At 60.4% G+C, this 18,489-nt stretch carries 14 protein-coding genes; 8 read left to right on the top strand and 6 right to left on the bottom strand.

Annotation, left to right across the window (positions count from 1 at the left end):
* The first annotated feature begins 200 nt into the window (after positions 1–200).
* A complete protein-coding gene (locus ACOZK9_RS15960; RefSeq protein ID WP_421556179.1) occupies positions 201–782 on the top strand; it encodes a YceI family protein in 582 nt (193 codons plus the stop codon).
* 1 nt (position 783) lies between these two features.
* The gene (locus ACOZK9_RS15955; protein ID WP_421556178.1) at positions 784–1,941 is read left to right on the top strand and encodes a phospholipase D-like domain-containing protein; all 1,158 of its coding nucleotides are present in this window, start codon (positions 784–786) and stop codon (positions 1,939–1,941) included.
* A 34-nt stretch (positions 1,942–1,975) separates the two neighbouring features.
* Here ACOZK9_RS15955 and ACOZK9_RS15950 read toward each other — a convergent pair whose 3' ends face one another.
* Positions 1,976–5,017, bottom strand: coding sequence for a S8 family serine peptidase (locus tag ACOZK9_RS15950; protein ID WP_421556177.1), 3,042 nt, complete (start codon positions 5,015–5,017; stop codon positions 1,976–1,978).
* A 158-nt stretch (positions 5,018–5,175) separates the two neighbouring features.
* Positions 5,176–7,467, bottom strand: a complete 2,292-nt coding sequence (gene bglX, locus ACOZK9_RS15945; RefSeq protein WP_058413331.1) for a beta-glucosidase BglX — start codon at positions 7,465–7,467, stop codon at positions 5,176–5,178.
* 254 nt (positions 7,468–7,721) lie between these two features.
* Here bglX and ACOZK9_RS15940 point away from each other — a divergent pair, with 254 nt between their 5' ends.
* The 5 genes from ACOZK9_RS15940 (at position 7,722) to ACOZK9_RS15920 (ending at position 11,636) form a co-directional block, all read left to right on the top strand.
* The gene (locus ACOZK9_RS15940; protein WP_058413330.1) at positions 7,722–8,333 is read left to right on the top strand and encodes a LemA family protein; all 612 of its coding nucleotides are present in this window, start codon (positions 7,722–7,724) and stop codon (positions 8,331–8,333) included.
* An 18-nt stretch (positions 8,334–8,351) separates the two neighbouring features.
* Positions 8,352–9,083: a TPM domain-containing protein gene (locus tag ACOZK9_RS15935; protein ID WP_058413329.1), complete on the top strand. Its 732-nt coding sequence runs from the start codon at positions 8,352–8,354 to the stop codon at positions 9,081–9,083.
* A gap of 28 nt (positions 9,084–9,111) precedes the next feature.
* A complete protein-coding gene (locus tag ACOZK9_RS15930; protein ID WP_099240085.1) occupies positions 9,112–9,729 on the top strand; it encodes a TPM domain-containing protein in 618 nt (205 codons plus the stop codon).
* A gap of 116 nt (positions 9,730–9,845) precedes the next feature.
* Positions 9,846–10,244: a hypothetical protein gene (locus ACOZK9_RS15925; protein ID WP_421556176.1), complete on the top strand. Its 399-nt coding sequence runs from the start codon at positions 9,846–9,848 to the stop codon at positions 10,242–10,244.
* Positions 10,245–10,418: 174 nt separating this feature from the next.
* The gene (locus ACOZK9_RS15920; RefSeq protein WP_122249465.1) at positions 10,419–11,636 is read left to right on the top strand and encodes a class I SAM-dependent methyltransferase; all 1,218 of its coding nucleotides are present in this window, start codon (positions 10,419–10,421) and stop codon (positions 11,634–11,636) included.
* Positions 11,637–11,863: 227 nt separating this feature from the next.
* Here the strand turns inward: ACOZK9_RS15920 and ACOZK9_RS15915 are convergent, their stop codons facing one another.
* The 4 genes from ACOZK9_RS15915 to ACOZK9_RS15900 all read right to left on the bottom strand — a co-directional run bounded on the left by ACOZK9_RS15915 (position 11,864) and on the right by ACOZK9_RS15900 (position 17,213).
* Complete coding sequence (locus tag ACOZK9_RS15915; RefSeq protein ID WP_421556175.1) at positions 11,864–14,422, bottom strand: TonB-dependent receptor; 2,559 nt, start codon at positions 14,420–14,422, stop codon at positions 11,864–11,866.
* A 127-nt stretch (positions 14,423–14,549) separates the two neighbouring features.
* Positions 14,550–15,518, bottom strand: coding sequence for a FecR family protein (locus tag ACOZK9_RS15910; RefSeq protein WP_122249463.1), 969 nt, complete (start codon positions 15,516–15,518; stop codon positions 14,550–14,552).
* A complete protein-coding gene (locus ACOZK9_RS15905) occupies positions 15,515–16,054 on the bottom strand; it encodes an RNA polymerase sigma factor (RefSeq protein ID WP_421556174.1) in 540 nt (179 codons plus the stop codon). Before ACOZK9_RS15905 ends, ACOZK9_RS15910 begins: the two co-directional genes overlap by 4 nt.
* A 142-nt stretch (positions 16,055–16,196) precedes the next feature.
* Positions 16,197–17,213: a DUF4917 family protein gene (locus tag ACOZK9_RS15900; protein WP_421556173.1), complete on the bottom strand. Its 1,017-nt coding sequence runs from the start codon at positions 17,211–17,213 to the stop codon at positions 16,197–16,199.
* 123 nt (positions 17,214–17,336) lie between these two features.
* Here ACOZK9_RS15900 and yiaY point away from each other — a divergent pair, with 123 nt between their 5' ends.
* Positions 17,337–18,485 carry an L-threonine dehydrogenase gene (yiaY, locus tag ACOZK9_RS15895; RefSeq protein ID WP_152749432.1) on the top strand — a complete coding sequence of 383 codons (1,149 nt, stop codon included), beginning with the start codon at positions 17,337–17,339 and terminating at the stop codon, positions 18,483–18,485.
* The last annotated feature ends 4 nt before the right edge of the window (positions 18,486–18,489 follow it).

The raw sequence follows: 18,489 nt of genomic DNA, 5'->3' as shown, positions 1-18,489 counted from the left end.
GCTCGCGATTACGCTGTGTCAGATAAGTATTTTTCAACTGACCCACCGCAATCGCGAGCAAGCCCGCTCCCACAAAACCCCGAGCCCGTTTGCTGCGCGACAGCGCTACATCAACGATGCAGTGGGGCCTCCCACATTGGATTTGCGCCGCTTGTGATATTGCGCTTAAGGTTCGCTCAGGTTTTTGCCTCAGAGTCCTTATGTTCAATGTCAACCCCCTGGCTTTTGCCCTGCTGGCCGCCGCTGCGCTGCCTGCCCACGCCGACTGGTACCTGGACAACGAGTCCTCGCGCTTGTCGTTCGTCACCACCAAAAACACCGAAATCGCTGAAGTCCATCGCTTCCTGGTGCTGCACGGCAAGGTCGACGGCAAGGGTGCTGCGCAGTTACAGGTAGAGATGGAGTCGGTCAACAGCGGCATTCCTCTGCGTGACGAGCGCATGCGCAATGAGCTGTTCGAGATCAGGACGTTCCCCGAAGCGCTGATCAGTGCGCAGATCAACCTGCAACCGATCAACGATTTGGCCCCCGGCGCGCAGTTGGAGTTGCGCTTGCCGCTGTCGGTGACCTTGCATGGCAAAACCCAAACCTACAGCGCTGAACTGTTGGCCACGCGCCTGGACGACCGGCGCTTTCAGGTGGTGACCCTGGAGCCGGTGGTGTTGCACGCCGAAGATTTCGAGTTGGTGCCGGGCGTTGCTGCGCTGCGTAAGGCGGCGGGGCTTAAGTCGATCAGTTTGTCGGTGCCGGTCGGTGCGGTGCTGATCTTTACGGCGCGTTGACGTGAGCGGCGCGGTGTTCCCGTGGCGTAGCGCCAACCGTTTTGAGTTGCTGATCGACGGTCCGAATTTTTTCCCGCAGATGTTCGCAGGCATTGCCGGCGCGCAGCAGCAAGTCGAGCTGGAATTGTACCTGGTGGAAGCCGGGGCCTGTGCCGACGCGATGGTGCAGGCGTTGGTGCAAGCTGCCGAGCGTGGCGTGCGCGTGCGCTGCCTGTTTGATGATTACGGCAGCCTGGCCTTTACCCTTGGCTTGCGCGAGCGCCTGACCGATGCCGGTGTCGAGCTGCGGTTCTACAATCGCTTGAGCTGGCGGCGTTGGATGCGCAACCTGTACCGCGACCATCGCAAGCTGTTGCTGATTGACCAGAGCATCGCGGTGGTGGGCGGTACGGGCGTTACCGATGAATTCTGGACGCCGGGGCAAGACACCGCCGACTGGCATGAGGTGATGGTGCAAATCAGCGGCCCGCTGGTACTCGATTGGCAGGCGCTGTTCGACCGCCAATGGCACGCCAATGCGGCGCGCCGGGAGTGGAAGCCCGCCACGCATTTCGGCTTGCCGCGCCTGCCCAAGGTGCCGGCGACCGGGCCGGGCCTGGGCCGCGTCGCGTATGCCGACGCGCGTCAGCACCGCGATATTTTGCAGTCGCTGATCCGCGCCTTGAACAGCGGCCAGCAACGTATCTGGCTGGCTACGCCGTATTTTCTGCCGACCTGGAGCGTGCGCCGTGCCTTGCGCCGTGCCGCCGGGCGCGGTGTGGATGTGCGTTTGTTGCTCACTGGCCCGCGCACCGATCACCCGTCGGTGCGCTACGCCGGGCACCGTTACTACCCGCGTTTGTTGCGCGCGGGCGTGCAGATTTTTGAATACCAGCCGTGTTTCCTGCACCTGAAAATGGTGCTGGTGGACGATTGGGTCAGCGTCGGTTCGTGCAATTTCGATCACTGGAATTTGCGCTTCAATCTGGAAGCCAACCTGGAAGCGCTGGACCCGCAATTGACGGCGGCGGTGGCGGGCAGTTTCGAGCGTGATTTTGCCCAGAGCCAGGCGGTCAGCCTGGCGGCGTGGAAGTCGCGGCCGTTGTGGCGGCGGGTGAAGCAGCGGGTGTGGGGCTGGATTGATCGGTTGGTGGTGAACCTGTTGGATCGGCGGGGGTAACGCGCGCGCTCCCCGCCGCTGCTGCCTGGCGTGCTTAAAACTCCAGCGAATACTGCGCCGTGATGCTTTGGTCGCGCGTACGTTCACCGCGTTGTTGGCTGAAGCCTACGTCCAGCGCACTGTCGCGTGTCAGGCGTGCGGTGGCGCCCAGTTCCAATCGCGTACTGAGGCGGTCCAACGCCGCGCCGCTGACGCTCATCACGCGTCCGCCGTCCCAGGCTGCCTGGGTAGTGGATTGCAAGTCGCCGCTGGCATGCGTGTAAGCCAGGCCGCCGCGCAGGCTCAGCCATGACGGGCCTAGCTGCGCTTTGCCCAGGTCGAGGTTGGCCCGCACGCCGCCGGTGGTCAGGTTGACGCTCTCTTTAGAGCGCTTGCCACGCAATGCCGCTATGCCGCCGCGTTCTTTGAACCCTTCGCTGCGCTGCTGCACATTGGCCAATTGCAGGTACGGCTGCCAATCCCAACTGTCGTGGCTGAACGTGTAGTTCGCCTCGGCAAACGTCTGCACGGTGCGGCTGACGTACTTGGCGCTCAGGTGGTTGTCTACGCCCGGGAAGCTGACGCGACGTTTTGTCTGGACCTCATGTTGCGCATACGCGATGCCGCCATACAGACCAAAAGCGTTCCAGTTGTGACCTGCGTGCAGGCCCAGTTGATAGGTGTCGACACTCGCCTTGCCGCGGCCTTGGGTCTTTACATCGGTGCTGCCGCTGCCAGCAACCACGCCCAGGCGTGTGCCTTGTTCCAGCGTGTGATCGAACCCCACCAACAGGCCTGTGCTGCTGTGGGCGGTGCGGGTGGTGTTGCTATCGCCTGCGAGCTGGCCGGACTGGCGCGGCAGTTGCACCCAAGCGCCTTGGTTCAGCGCCTTGGGCTGAGCCCCTCGGTTGCCTTGCGCACTCAGCTGGCGTTCGAGTACCGCCTGACGCAGCACGCGGCTGTTTTCGATCAGTACCGCTTGAGTGCTGGCGTGCAGTTCGCCGCTTAACTGGTCCAGGGCCGACGGTGCCTGCTCGGGAAACAACGCTGTCAGGCGTTGCAGCAACGGGGTGGGTAAGGTTTGTGCGTCGGCAGCATTGGCGACGGCGCGCTGGTTGGCAGTGGTCGCTGCCGACGCCAGTGACCGACCCCGGCCGAACTCGACCAGCAAGGTGTTGCCCTTCTTAAGCTGGGAAACACTCAGGAAGGGCGAGAACTCGCGATGGTCAATCGAGGCAAACTCGCCGTTCAACGCCCCGTTGGCTTGGAGGATGCTGTACTGCTGGCCCAAGTAGTAATTGTTGGGTTGCGCACTCAGGTACAGCGAGCCACCGTTGATGGACGCCTGGTTTTGCACCTGCAGTTTGGCCGGGTCTGCCTGGGCCACCAGCCCGGTCATCAGGGTTGAACCGGCCGCTTGGGTGTAATCGCCCTCGACGGCCAATGAACCGTTCAGGCGCAGAACACCGCCTTCAAGGTTTACGTCGCCCTTGAGGTGGTTAGCCCCGTCCAGCTCCAGAATGCCTTCCTTGATGGTGGCCCCGGCGAAGCTGTTGTTGCCACTCAGGCGCAGCCAGCCGATGCCGCTTTTTTCCAGGCGGCCCGGGCCACCGATATCGTTGCGCCAATCGTCCCAGGCGCCGCCTTGCCAGACGATTGCGCCGCCGGCGGGGCGGTCCATGTTGACGTGGGTGTCGACGCGCAACTGGCCGGGGCCATCGATGGCTTTTTTCAGGTTCATCAGGCCCCAGCCGTAGACGTCGTCTACGCCTGGTTCGCCGAGGTCGGTGGCGGTGGTGAGCAATATGTCGCGGATTTGCGGGTTGTCGAGGTAGGGGAAGCGCTCCATCAGCAGTGCCAGGCCACCGGTGACGTGGGGGGCGGCGATGGAGGTGCCGGACGCAGTCAGGTAACCGAAGTCGGGATTATCGCCGGTGATTTGAAAACCGTCGGCTTCACCTTCATCGTTATAGTGGTTTTCGGTGTTGATGGTCCCCGTGACCCAAGCTGAGGTGATATCGGTTCCCGGCGCCGCCAGGCACCAGTCTTTGCTAAAGCCGCAACGGTAGGAGCGATCGCTCAAGGTCAGGCCTTGATTGAGGTTTACCACGGTCAGCCAATAGGGCTCCAGCTCCTTGATTGCCCGTGGCAGGCTTGAATGAAGTCCCGCGAAGGGTGCTGTTTGCGGTGAGGCGTTGGTTGTCTGCGTATTGCCTGCTGCCCATACCTGCAGCATGTCGTATTTGATCGCGCCGTCTGCTATGGCTTTGAGCTCTGGAAATTGGTTGATTTCGCCTAAAAATCTGTCCAGTGCCGCCTCGTCCGCGAGGGGGATTGTGGGTCCCCAACTATGATTGACGACTCGCACATTTTGCTCGTGCAGTTGGGCGTACGCGATGTTGACTGCCTCCGGCGGTACATTGGTAACGTTGAAAGCACTCAAACCCGGCCCGGCCAGGTAGGTATTACTAAACCTGCGCACCGCACTCAAGTTGGCGGCGTAGGCTACACCCTGAACCCCGGAGCCATCACGATTGGCGAGTATTCTGCCGGCAACATGGCTGCCGTGCGGGTTGTATCGAGCACCCACCTGTTTGAGATAGTCATCCACCTCCTCTCTGGTGAGGTCGCCGTTGGCAATGGCTTCCTCAAGGCCGAGCAATGCCTGCGGCGGCAATGAGGCGATTACGTTCACTTGGGAACGGTCGCCCTCGGTGAAGAAGCAACCACCGTCCAGCACCGCCTCACTCATACAACCGGGGGCTGCCAGGCGCACGCCGTAATTGGGCTTGCCGGCAAACTCGTGATGGCGCAAGTCGGTTCCAGAATCGTAAACCCCTACCTGCACTCCCGCGCCACTCAGGCCTCTGGCATAGGCGTAGTCAGCGCCGACCGCACCCAGCCCCCAGTCTTTCTTGAACTCTTCACTGCGCCAACTGGCAGCATCGTGCAGCCGGCCTTGTTCGACATAACTCGCGGCCTCAACAGGCATGACCGACAGGCTGCCGAGTACACAAAGGCTAATCGCACTTAGCTTGAACGATGATTGAGCGGGCGCTTTTTTGGCTACCGCTTGGGCGTTTTTCGTGGGCGACATAATCCACACACACCTGTAAAAAATGGGCTGACAGGATGTGCGAATGAGTAGGGTGGGTAATGTAGGACTTTGCTTGCTTCGATGAGTGAAAGTTCGCCTTTACTGGCCGAGATGGGCCAGTGCGCAAGCCCCTCTTCAAAAAAGAGGGGCTGCGGATTTTACAGCAACTCGAAGGTCTGCTGCTGCACCGCCTGGGAATCCAGGCCGATCTGCACATTGAACTCGCCAGGTTCCGCCGCGAACTTGAGCTGGGCGTTATAGAACTTCAAGTCTTCCTCGGTAATGGTGAAGTGCAACGTGCGCTCTTCACCCGCTTTGAGCATGACCTTCTGGAAGTTTTTCAGCTCTTTGATCGGGCGGATCATCGAGCCGGCCACGTCCTGGATATACAACTGCACCACGGTTTCGCCGTCTACCTTGCCGGTGTTTTTCAGCGTGACGCTGGCGTCGAGCTTGCCGGTCTTGTTCAGGGTGGTGGACGACAGCGCCATGTCCGACAGGCTGAACGTGGTGTAGCTCAGGCCATAACCAAACGGAAACAACGGCCCTGTGATGTCATCGAAATACTGCGAGGTGTAGTTGCCCGGCTTGCCTGGAGTGAACGGCCGGCCGATGGTCAGGTGGCTGTAGTACGTCGGAATCTGCCCCACCGAACGTGGGAAGGTGATCGGCAGCTTGCCCGACGGGTTGTAGTCCCCGAACAGCACGTCGGCGATGGCGTGGCCGCCTTCGGTGCCGGCGAACCAGGTTTCCAGAATGGCGTCGGCCTGTTGGTTCTCATCGACAATCGACAGTGGGCGGCCATTCATCAGCACCAGTACCAGCGGTTTGCCGGTGGCTTTCAGGGCTTTGATCAGGTCGCGCTGACTTTGCGGAATGTTCAGGTCGGTACGGCTGGAGGACTCGTGGGACATGCCACGCGATTCGCCCACGGCGGCAACCACTACGTCGGCCTCCTTGGCGGCTTTGACGGCTTCGTCGATCAGCACCTGCGCCGGGCGGGTGTCATCCACTACTTCCGGGGCATCGAAGTTGAGGAAGTTGAGGTAGTCGACCACGGCCTTGTCGTTGGTGATGTTGGCGCCACGCGCGTAGATCACTTTGCCTTTTTCGCCGATCACGGCATTGATGCCGTCGAGCAGGGTCACCGATTGTTCAGGTTTACCGGCGGCGGCCCAACTGCCCATCATGTCGATCGGCGCCTTGGCCAGCGGGCCCACCAGTGCGATGGTCGCGGACTTTTTCAGTGGCAGCGTGTCGTTATGATTTTTCAGCAATACCAGGCTGCGGCGCGCGATGTCGCGTGCGTCGCTGCGGTGCAGGCGGCTCTCGGCGTTGGTGTCGGCAGGGTCATCTTCGGCCTTGCCGATGCGCAGGTACGGGTCTTTGAACAGGCCCATGTCGTACTTGGCGCCGAGCACTTCGCGCACGGCGTTGTCGATGTCGCTTTGCTCGATCTCGCCGGACTTGAGCAGCCCAGGCAATTCCTTGCCGTACAGCGAGTCGTTCATGCTCATGTCGATACCGGCCTTGATCGCCAGCTTGGCGGCTTCACGCCCGTCCTTGGCCACGCCGTGCTTGATCAACTCGACGATTGCGCCGTGGTCGCTGACGGCCAGGCCTTTGAAGCCCCAGTCTTTGCGCAGCAGGTCGTTCATCAGCCAGGTGTTGGCGGTGGCGGGCACGCCGTTGATCGAATTCAACGCCACCATCACGCTGCCGGCCCCGGCCTTGATTGCCGCGTGGTACGGCGGCAGGTAGTCCTGGTACATCTTGACCGGGCTCATGTCGACCACGTTGTAGTCGCGACCGCCTTCCACCGCGCCGTACAGGGCAAAGTGCTTGACGCTGGCCATGAGGCTGTCGGCATTCGCCGGGTTGGTGCCCTGGAAGGCCTTGACCATCACCTCGGCAATACGCGACGTCAGGTACGTGTCTTCGCCAAACCCTTCAGAGGTGCGGCCCCAGCGCGGGTCGCGAGAGATGTCGACCATCGGCGCAAAGGTGATGTCGAGGCTGTCGGCGGCGGCTTCCTGGGCGGCAATGCGCCCGGAGCGGCCGATGGCGTCCATGTCCCAGCTTGAGGCCAGGGCCAGGCTGATCGGGAAAATCGTGCGGTGGCCGTGGATCACGTCGTAGGCGAAGAACATCGGGATCTTCAACCGGCTGCGCATGGCTGCGTCCTGCATCGGACGGTTTTCCGGGCGGGTGATCGAGTTGAACGTGCCGCCGATGTGGCCGGCGGCGATTTCCTTGCGGATCAGCTCGCGGGGCATTTCGGGGCCGATGCTGATCAGGCGCAATTGACCGATTTTTTCATCAAGGGTCATCTGCTTGAGCAAGTCGCTGACAAACGCGTCCTTGTCTTTAAGCGCAGCAGGCGTTGTTTCTGCCCAAACGGGGTGGGTGGCCAGCGTGGCAACAAGGCCGAGCAAACACAGCTTTTTCATGAATATCCTTTTTCGGCTCACGGCACAGCAAAAATGCGCTGTTCTGCCAAAATGTGGGGAACATATGTTGTTGTTTGAGTGTTACGGCAGTAAAAACGCCACACGTCGGCGCTCTTTATGAACTATCAGTCACCCAGCGCATCTTTTAGCTGATTGATTCGATGCAATCCAGTAGTGGTAGCCGATTATGCCTTAAGCGCGTGATCGATAGGGTCAGCGATCAAATACCATCCAGTTACGCCAGGAGAACCACCATGCAAGCAGCACACTATTCGCGCTGGGGCCTGAAGGCCGCAGTTTTGCTTCTGATCAGCAGCGTGCTCAGCGGTTGCGGCATCAACACCATTCCCACCCTGGACGAACAGGCCAAGGCCGCCTGGGGCCAGGTGCAGAACCAGTACCAACGGCGCGCCGACCTGATCCCCAACCTGGTGGAAGTGGTCAAGGGCTACGCGGCGCATGAGCAAGACACGCTCACCGCGGTGATTGAAGCGCGGGCCAAGGCCACCTCGATTCAAGTGGACGCCAGCACGCTCGACAACCCGGAAAAACTCAAGCAGTTCCAGCAAGCCCAGGACGGCCTCAGCGGCGCACTCAGCCGCTTGATGGTGGTGTCCGAGCGTTACCCGGACCTCAAGGCCAACCAGAACTTCCTGGCCCTGCAATCGCAACTTGAAGGCACCGAAAACCGGATTGCCGTCGCTCGTCGCGACTTTATCCAGGCGGTGCAGGCGTATAACACCGAGATTCGCACCTTCCCCGGTCGCCTGTGGCACAGCGTGATGTACAGCGACTTGCCGATTCGTGCCACGTTTGAAGCCACCAGTGCCGACGCTGATAAAGCGCCGCAAGTGAAGTTCAAATAAGGCTGTTGCGAGGTGTCGATGCGTTTATTACGGATAGGCCTGGCGCTGTGGTTGTTGGCCTGCGTGGGCGCTGCTCAGGCGGCGCTGACCTTCCCGGCGTTGACCGGGCGGGTGGTAGACAGCGCCCAAATGATCGACCCGGCAACGCGCGAGCAAATCACCCAGCAATTGCAGGCGTTGGAGCAAAGCCGTGGCGCCCAGGTTGTGGTGGTCACGGTGCCCGACCTGCAGGGCGTGCCGATTGAAGACTACGGTTACCAATTGGGCCGCCAGTGGGGCATCGGCCAAAAGGGCAAGGACAACGGCGCGCTGCTGATTGTCGCGCGCGATGAGCATAAGCTGCGCATCGAAGTCGGCTACGGCCTCGAAGGTGTGCTGACGGATGCGCAGTCGTGGGTGATCATCAACCAAGTGATCGCGCCCAAGTTCAAGGCCGGCAATTTCAGCCAGGGCATCAGCGACGGCGTTGCGGCGATGGTGCAGGTGGTCGGCGGTGAGCCGTTGGCAGTGCCGGCGCATGTGGCGGACGCAAATTTCGCCAAGGATAACCCAGGGTTTTCCATCGGCTTGTTTGTCTTGCTGATCGGCGTGTTGTGGCTGTGCAATCGCATGGGCCTGCCGGTGGGCGCGATCCTGTTGGCTATCCTCAGCAGCAGTGGGCGCGGCGGTGGCGGCGGCAGCGGCGGTGGGGGTGGCTTCAGAGGCGGCGGCGGTGGTTTTGGCGGTGGCGGTGCCTCGGGCGGCTGGTAATGACAATAACTGGAACAGAGCATCAACCATGGCATTACTGAGTGAACACGAACAACGCCAGGTCGCCGAGGCAATCGCCCGCGTCGAAAAAAATACCGACGCGGAACTGGTCACCGTGCTGGCCGCGCGTGCCGACGATTACGCCTATATCCCGTTGCTGTGGGCCAGCCTGATCGCCCTGGTGGTGCCCGGTGTGGTGCATTATTTGTCGGGCTACCTGACCATGTACACCTTGCTGTTGGCGCAGTGGGCAACATTTATCGTGCTGTGCCTGGTGTTTCGTTTGCCCAAAATCACCACGCGGTTGATCCCGCGATCCGTGCGCCACTGGCGCGCCTCGAACCTGGCGCGGCGGCAGTTTCTGGAGCAGAACCTGCACCACACGGTAGGCGGCACCGGCGTGCTGATTTTTGTCAGCGAGGCGGAGCGTTATGTGGAGATCCTGGTGGACGAAGGTATTTCCAAACGCATGCATGACGACAGTTGGGATGGCATCGTCAAGACGTTCACCCAGCAGGTGAAACAGGGGCAGACGTTGGCGGGGTTTATTGCGTGTATCGAGGCCTGTGGCGAGTTGCTCAAGGTGCATGTGCCGGTGACGCAGGCGCGTAATGAGTTGCCGAACCGCCTGATCGTCCTGGAGTAGGCCTTAGTTGCCTTTCGTCGGGACTGGTAGTATTCACAGGTATAGCTTCTTGATTTTAGGGCGCCCAATAACATCTCCAAATATTGAATCAATAGTTGAAACTGGAGATTATTGTCATGCCCGAAGATCAAGGTTATATCGCACATGAATATGTCGACTCGCGTGCTTCAGAGGGTCCGTCCCCTGGAAAAGATCCTGTCGTTCAGGGGCGTGCTTTGCAGCAGCCGGCTCAAGGAGCGACCATAAAACTGGGAACCTACTTCAACGTGCTGGGACCGATAGGTCAAAGCTCAAGTGATGTGGAGGTGTCGCTGCGGCTGTACCCTAATGGAAAGGACCCTGCTTGGGGGGGGAGCTATAAGTGGGTCGATGTTCCGATCAATACCAATCCTTTTAGCTTTCCGGTAACGTTTAACACTCCGGCAGGGACTTATAATCTCTGTTATTGCTATAAGTTAAGCAATGGTAAATGGTCTTATTGGTATCGCTCTGGCCCCTACCATTTTGTTAATTGAGTTGCTTAACGTGCGGTAAGTGCTGCCTCTTAATGGGTATTAAGAGGCGGCGTACTATTTCAGTTAATAGTCGGGTGTGCATTGACCGTTGGTGATATTTGCTAAATTCTCCGTGCCCTCACTGCTTATCCACCCTAAAATGCCCGGCATTCCCAGCCCGAGGCGTTTTTGTTCATGTCTGCCACCGCTCAACCTGCCCGCCCTGCGCCGGATCATCACGCCCAGTTCATCGAACTGCTCAGCGCAAGCCTCGCGCAGCATGCGTTTATCAAGCTGGTGCTGGCCAAGTACGCAGGCGAGGAAGCCGAGTTGCAGCGGCTGATTATCAAGCCGGTGACGGTCAAGGAGCAGCCGTGCCTGTCCTTCGTCTACCGCTACAAGACCCGTGACATCACCAAGAACTTCGCGCTGGCCGACGCTGTGGCGGCGATTGCCGAGCTGTTGCCGGCGTCGTTCAAGAACGCGCACTTGCTGTCGCTGACCGACGAAGCTCAGTTGGAATACAGCAAGAAGAACAAAAGCTCGCTGTTCAAAAGCAAGCCGCAGCAATTGCGCGAGGCGCCTACGGCTGAGCACAACCGCGAGAAAAATCGCTTGCTTGACCTCAGCCGGCCGTTCCTCGCCGACCTCGGCGTGACCGACGCCAAGCAGGCGCTGATCCCGTCGATGTCGCGCAAGTGGAAGCAGATCAACAAGTTCATCGAAGTGTTCAGCCATGCGCTGACCACCTCACCGTTGAAGCTGGACCAGCCGGTGCGCGTGGCCGATTTCGGCTCGGGCAAGGGTTACCTGACCTTCGCGATTCACGATTACCTGCGCAACACGCTCAAGGCCGAGGGTGAAGTGACGGGCGTGGAACTGCGCGAAGACATGGTCAGCTTGTGCAACGCCGCCGCCGCGCGCCTGGAGCATCCCGGTTTGGTTTTCAAATGCGGCGACGTGCGCAGCGTGGCGCCCAGCGAGCTGGACGTGATGATTGCGCTGCACGCCTGTGACATCGCCACCGACTACGCGATTCATACCGGCATCCGCTCGGGTGCGTCGATCATCATGTGCTCGCCGTGCTGCCACAAGCAGATTCGCCTGCAGATCCAAAGCCCGGTGTTGCTCAAGCCGATGCTGCAATACGGCCTGCATTTGGGGCAGCAGGCAGAGATGGTCACCGACAGCTTGCGCGCGTTGTACCTTGAAGCCTGCGGCTACGAGACCAAGGTGTTCGAGTTCATCTCGCTGGAACACACCAACAAGAACAAGATGATCCTGGCGGTCAAGCGCAACCAGCCGCTGGACAACGCGCAGTTGCTGGAGAAAATCCAGGCACTGAAGGCGTTCTACCACATCACCGAGCACTGCCTGGAAACCTTGCTGCGTGCGGATGGCTACCTGAACTGAACACCTGCTCCCACATCAGGCAGGCTTGAATCCGTGGGCGGCCATCGTGGTTTAACAGTGAGTGGCTTAAGCAGATCAAAGGCGGCTTTTGCATACACAGCAGATCTGCCTTTTTTGCTTTCTGTGGGAGCGGGCTTGCTCGCGATTGCGGTGTGTCAGTTGAAAAATAGTTATCTGACACACCGCCATCGCGAGCAAGCCCGCACACACATTAACCGTGTCAACCTTTAGAAGAACCGCGTGACGCTGATCTTCGCATCACGGCCTTTGGTGTAGGCGCGGTCGCCGCTCAAGGCCGGGCGGAAGTTGTTATTGAACAGGTTGTCCACGGTGACGTTTACCTCGGTGCCTTTGAGGTAAGCCTGTTGCGGTTTCCATTTGGCGAACAGGCCTTGAGTGTTGTAAGCCTTGTTGGCGTATTGGTCGTAGAACAGGTCGCCCACGCTGCTGCCCGGGCCGCTGGAATATTTGTCGCTGGGCAGGCGGTCGGTGGCGCCGATGAACTGGCCCATCCAGCCGACTTGCGCGTCCCACGCCGGCAGGTGGGTGCCGAGTACCATCACCCATTTGGTCGGCGGTATATCGCGTGCCGACACATCCGGGCCCCATGGGTTGGTGTAGGCGCCTTCGTGTTGACCTTTGGCATAGGCGAACGACACGGAGCCGAACAGGTAGGTGGAGTTGTAGAACGATTCCAGCTCAAAACCCTTGATGGTCAGGCCGCCGATGTTGCGGTAATTGGGCATCGCCCCCGCTGGGCAAGCCGTGGAAATCGTGCCGCCATTAATCGCCTGGTTCTGGCAGCCGACGCCGGTAGCCTTGAAGATTTCATCGTCGACTTTGTTGTGGAACAGGGTGGTGCGCACTTGCAGGTTATCGCTCTGGGCAATCAGGTTGTCGAAGCTTAAAACGCTGCCCGCGGTGATTGAGGTGATGCGTTCCGGGTCGAGGTCAACGCTGGTCGCGGTGCGGTTGCCCAGGCCTTGTACTTCATACTGCTCGTCGATCACCGGCGCACGCCAGGTTTTGCTCCAGTTGGCGAACAGCCCCAGGTGCGGGGTAACGTTCCAGAACAGCGCCAGGCGTGGCGACCAACCGGTGTAGGTGCGGTCGCTGTAATCGTGGCCGATGGCCGGGTCCGGGTTGTTGTAGTAAGGCGCATCGTTGCCTTCGCCACGGTTGCGCACATGGTCGTAGCGCAGGGACGGGGTGATCGTCACGTCGCCCACGGTGAGGGCGTCCTGAATGAAGAAGCTGTTGGTGTCGACCTTGCCGTGCGGCATAAAGCCCGGCTGGAAATGCCCATAGTTGTAGCGCGCGGTGTCGTAAGTGGCGCCGGGCATCCACATCTCGGTTTCGCGGATGTGCTTGCGGACCTGCACCCCGGTGGTCAGCGCATGTTGCAAGGGGCCGGTGTCAAACAGGCTGACGTTGCGGATGTCGAGGTGCTTGTCGGTGTAGGCCGTGTCCATCTTGCGCCCGCCGCTGGCCAGTTGGTAAAACGCGGTGGCGTCGCGCTCGTCGGTCTGGTCGGTGTTGGACTGCGAGTATTTGACGCTCAGGTCCACCAGCGGGTTGTTCAGCGGCGTGTATTCATACTTGCCGGACCAGGTGGTGTCGGTGGTGTCGCGCTGCGCTAAAAAACGCTTCAACGCACCTTCGTAGCCGTAGCGGTCGATGTTGGCCTGGGTCGGCGGCGTCGGGTAGCTGGCCGCCGAGAACGGTGTCCAGCGATTGCTCTGGGAGCGTGAGTAAGACACGCCAACGCTGTGTTCATCGGTGAGGTGTGCGTTGACCTTGAACAGCTTGCCATCCACATCCTGGGCGGTGTTCGGCAGGCGTTTGGGGTTGATCGGGTATTGGTTGTTCTCGTTCGGCAGCTCAGCGGCGACTTTCATGTCGCCGCCGTCGCGTTGGGTCAGGTACGCCAAGGCATCGAAACGACCGTCGTCGGTGCGGCCATACACGGCGCCGCTGTAGACCTGTTCGTGGTCGTTGCTGGAGTAACCGTATTTGAGCATCGCGCCGCTGTTGCGACCGTCTTGAAGCAGGTCCGGGGCGTCCTTGGTGGTCATGTTGACCGTGCCGCCAAAACCGCCGTTGCCGGTGAACGGGGAGTTGGGGCCTTTCTCGACTTCAATGCTTTTGATCAGCTCGGGCTCGATAAACACCGTGCCCTGCTGGTAGCGCTCAAAGCCGCTTTTGGTCGCGCCATCGACGGTCAGCGGCACGTCTTCGGCATCGCCAAAGCCACGAATGTTGATGGTCTGGCCGCCCGGTTTCAGCGAGCCGCCCTGGCTGACGCCGGGCAGGGTTTGCAACAGGCTTGGAATGTTATTGGCCTGGTTGCGGTCGATGTCTGCCTGGCTCAGGGTGGAACGGTTAACGGTATTGGAGTCGACGTCGTTGCCGGTGCCGATCACGCTGAGGGCGTCCAGTTGGATCGCGCCGCTTTGGGTGGCCTTGCCCTGGTCGGGGCGCACCACGTAAGTAGTGCCGACCTTGATCAAGGTGAACGCGCCGTTTTTCAGTAGGCTGCGAATCGCCGCTTCCGCGCTGAACTCACCGTTGAGCGCCGGCGCCTGCACGTTCTTGAGCAGCGTTTCATCGAACAACAGTTGGATTTTCGCCTGCTGCGCCACTTGGCTCAACGAGGTCGCCAGCGACTGGGCGGGCAATTGCAGCTTAACCGACTCGGCCTCGGCACTCAGGCTGAACGCCAGGCAGGTGGCGATAAGCGTCGGTCGAAGAAACAGCTGCGAAGCGTGGCAAGGCGCGCGAAACATGGAATCCCCCAGGGTGGCTAACTAGCCAAAAGGTGTGCGTATCAAACGCAGACGGGAGGAAGACGGGGCAGGTGAAAAAAACCACACATGCGAATGCAAAATATTCTCAAATGAATGTTTCCCGAGCTTACTTGACCGGCTCGATTCTCACGATGCCATCGGCTGACGTCACTGTTTTCACCGGTAGCAGGGCAGGCAGGGCGTTGAGCAAGGCGTCCGGGTCATTCACGTCCAGGTTGCCCGAGACCTTCAGTTGCGCGACGGCATGGCTGACCTGCAACGGCGCTTGCGGACGGTAGAGGCTCAACTCATCGATCAGGCTGGCCAACTCGCGATTGCGAAACGACAAGTGCCCGCTGCGCCAATCGGCCACTTCCTCAACGCTGAGCGTTTGCTCTTGTACGCTGCCCTTGGCATAGCTGTAGGCAGCGCGTTGACGGGCGCCAAGCAAGGCAACCGGGCTTTTGGGCGCGGGCGTAAAGGCCACTTGGCCATGGGCCACGCTGACCACCAATTGCTGTTGGCTGCGCCGCACATCGAACCCGGTGCCGACCACGCGCACGTTCGCCTCGCCGGCTTGCACGTACAACGGGCGCTCTTTGTCGGCAGCCACCTCAATGTACAGTTGGCCCTTGTCCAGATGCACCACGCGTTGCTCGGCGCTGAAATCCACGCGCAGACGCGTATTGGCATTCACGAACAGCGTGCTGCCGTCGGGCAGACCAAGCGTGCGCATACCTTTGGCGTGCGCGGCAATGTGGCTGTGGTAGAGCTCGCGGGGCGCGCCGAGTGGGCTGGCGATTACCGCGCAGACCAGTGCGGCGGCCACGCCAAGGGCAGGGCGCCAAACCGAAGGTGCACGCGTGGGCAGCGGCACGGGTTTGTTCAGTTGCTGCAACTGGGCAAGGTCGGCCCACAGTTGCTCGAATTCAGCGTAGGCACGCGCATGGGCTGGCGTTGCCTGCCAGGCGGCAAACGCTTTACGGTCGGCACGCCCGGGGTCATTGCGGTTGCGGGCAAACCAACTGGCGGCTTGGGCATCGATGGAGTCGCTCGCTTCGATGTCCAGTGCGTCAATGTCGCTCAGGCGGTTCATTCTGGCTGCTCCGTGCCGCGGTCGTGTTGAAGGCGTCGCTTGCAATGCAGCAGGGCAAACGCGATGTGCTTTTCTACCATGCTGGTCGAAATGCCCATGCGCTCGGCGATCTGTGCCTGGTTCAAGCCTTCGAAGCGGTGCAGCATAAGGGCTTCTCGCCTGCGGGGCGAGAGTTCGGCGAGGACTTCTTTCAACTGTTCCAGCCGTTGCAAGCGCAGCGCTGCGGCCATGGGCTCGTTTTGCTCATCGGTGGCAGGCTCGGCGTCTCTGTCGGCCTGCTCTGCATGGACGGTTTGCCGTACCTTCTGTTTGCGCCAATGATCACGCAGCAGGTTGCGCGCCATCTGGAACAGAAACGCCCGAGGCTGCTCGACATTGGCCCGGTCGCGGTAGTCCAGCCATTGGGTAAAGACATCCTGGGTCATGTCTGCCGCGTCGCTGGCGTTGTCCGTGCGCTTGCGCAGGAAATACAGAATATCTGCATAAAACCCGCGAAAGGCATCGGCCGACAACGGGTCGGGCTTGGGGCGCGACATGGGTATCCTTCTTGACGAAGCACGACGTAGAAAAGTCGCGGATAATATCGAGAATTATTATCATTTGTCGCGCTATATTAGGTGTCTACACCTCTTTTCAGGGCAGCAGAAACCCCTGTGACTCGCTGCTGGGTAGAGGTAATCAGCGCTCGACCGGCACTGACAGCGCAGAACTGCCCAGCGGGTGAGTGCGCGCCGCGAAGAACTTCAAGTGCAACCCGGTGCCATCAAACAACTCCGAATAACGGCGCTTCTGCTGGCGGATAAACCCGTCGCTGCGGCCCGATATCGAAATGGCCAGCGTGGTCAGGTTGGCCTGACGAAGCGCATCCACCAAGTGTTGGTCCTGTGGCCCCAAGCCATGGCCGAAGAGGCACAACGCGCCTTCATGGCTGAGCAATTGCTCGTAACAGAACGATAGATAGTCCGAGCTGCGGATGGTCTTGAGCTTCTCCTCAACCTTGCCTTCACTGACAAACAGCGGCACGTCGTCGAGGGTCTTGATCGTGTTGTTGATCGCAAAACTGCTGAGCAACGTGCTGTCGGTGGTTGGCAATTTGCGCGCGGTGCCGTCGAGGTTTCGCACCAGGTGCAGGCCGCCGTGCAGGTACAAAATGCGCGTGGCGTCGGTGCGGGTGTTGCGCAGGTCGAAGCTGGCGTCGGCGCTGCGGAACAGGTCGTCAATGCCCGGCGTGTGCAGGATCGCCCAGTAGTTGAGCAAGTCATAGTTGCTGGTGAAAACGCTGCGGTACTGCGCCAGTTCCGCGCTGATGGTTGCCAGCGTCGAGGGCTGTACCAGGCGCCATGGGATATGCACGGCGTGGATGGTATTGATCAACGCTTCCTTGATCGCGTAGTAGCGATTGCGCGGTGCCGCCGAGCTGACCGCCAGCGCTTTGTTGACCCGGCTGGTGGTTTTCAACGCGCCGAGGGCTTGCTCGAAACTGCGGGTTTGCAGGGCATCGAACACACTCAGTTCGGACGCGCTCAGCGGTTTTTCTTCGACGGTGCGGGCGTTTTCGAACAGCGAGTCGTAGGCAAAATCTTCCCAAATGACCCGGCTGGCGCCGTTGCCGATCAGAATCGCGTTGAAGTCGACGGTGCTGCGCAGTTCGCTCCAGTCTTCAAGGTGGGCGTCAATATCCTGGAAATCCTTCATTGCGGCGGGTCTACTCAAAATCGGCTGAAGGGTAACTTTATCACGAGCCAGCGTTGATCCTGGTCAATATGCCGCAGGCCACTGAGGTTGATGCTGTCGGTATAAAGCCTCTGAGGATTCGCCATGAGCAGCACCTTCTTCATCCCCGCCGTCAACATCATGGGCACCGATTGCCTCGACGAAGCCATGCTTGCGATCCGCAATTACGGCTTTCGCAAAGCGCTGATTGTCACCGACGCCGGCCTGGCCAAAGCGGGTGTGGCCGGCATGATCGCCGAGAAACTCGCGCTGCAAGACATCGAGTCGGTGATCTACGACGGCGCCAAGCCCAACCCGAATGTGGAAAACGTCGAGAACGGCCTGGCGCTGTTGCAGCAAAGCGCCTGCGACTTCGTGGTGTCGCTGGGCGGCGGCTCGCCGCACGACTGCGCCAAGGGTATCGCGCTGTGCGCCACCAATGGCGGGCACATTGGTGACTACGAAGGTGTCGACCAATCGGGCAAACCGCAACTGCCGCTGGTCGCCATCAACACCACCGCCGGCACCGCCAGCGAGATGACCCGGTTCTGCATCATCACCGACGAAACCCGCCACGTGAAAATGGCCATCGTCGACCGCAACGTCACGCCACTGCTGTCGGTCAACGACCCGGCGCTGATGGTTGGCATGCCCAAAGGCCTCACCGCCGCCACCGGCATGGACGCCCTGACACACGCCATCGAAGCCTACGTGTCGACCGCCGCCACGCCGATCACCGACGCCTGCGCCATCAAGGCTATCGAACTGATCAGCGCCCACCTGCGCACGGCGGTGCACAACGGCAGCGACAAGGTCGCACGCGAAAACATGGCCTACGCGCAGTTCCTCGCCGGGATGGCGTTCAACAATGCGTCGCTGGGTTTTGTGCACGCCATGGCCCACCAACTCGGCGGCCTCTACGACCTGCCGCACGGCGTGTGCAACGCAGTGCTGCTGCCGCACGTGCAAAGCTTCAACGCCAGCGTCAGTGCCCAGCGCTTGAGCGATGTGGCGCGCGCGTTGGGCGCTGACATCAAAGGCAATACACCGGAAGAGGGCGCACAGGCCGCCATCGTCGCCATTCGCACCTTGGCCGTGGATGTCGAGATCCCGGCCGGGTTGCGCGAATTGGGCGCCAGGTTGCAGGACATTCCGCTGCTGGCCGCCAATGCATTGAAGGATGCGTGCGGCCTGACCAACCCACGGCGCGCCGATCAGCGTCAGATTGAAGAGATTTTTCGCAGCGCGTTCTAAAGGG

Origin of the sequence: Pseudomonas kitaguniensis (assembly GCF_049199985.1) — a bacterium.
GTDB classification, from domain to species: Bacteria; Pseudomonadota; Gammaproteobacteria; order Pseudomonadales; family Pseudomonadaceae; genus Aquipseudomonas; species Aquipseudomonas kitaguniensis.
The sequence above is the reverse complement of the archived record's forward strand: the minus strand, read 5'-3'. Positions and strand labels throughout refer to the sequence as shown.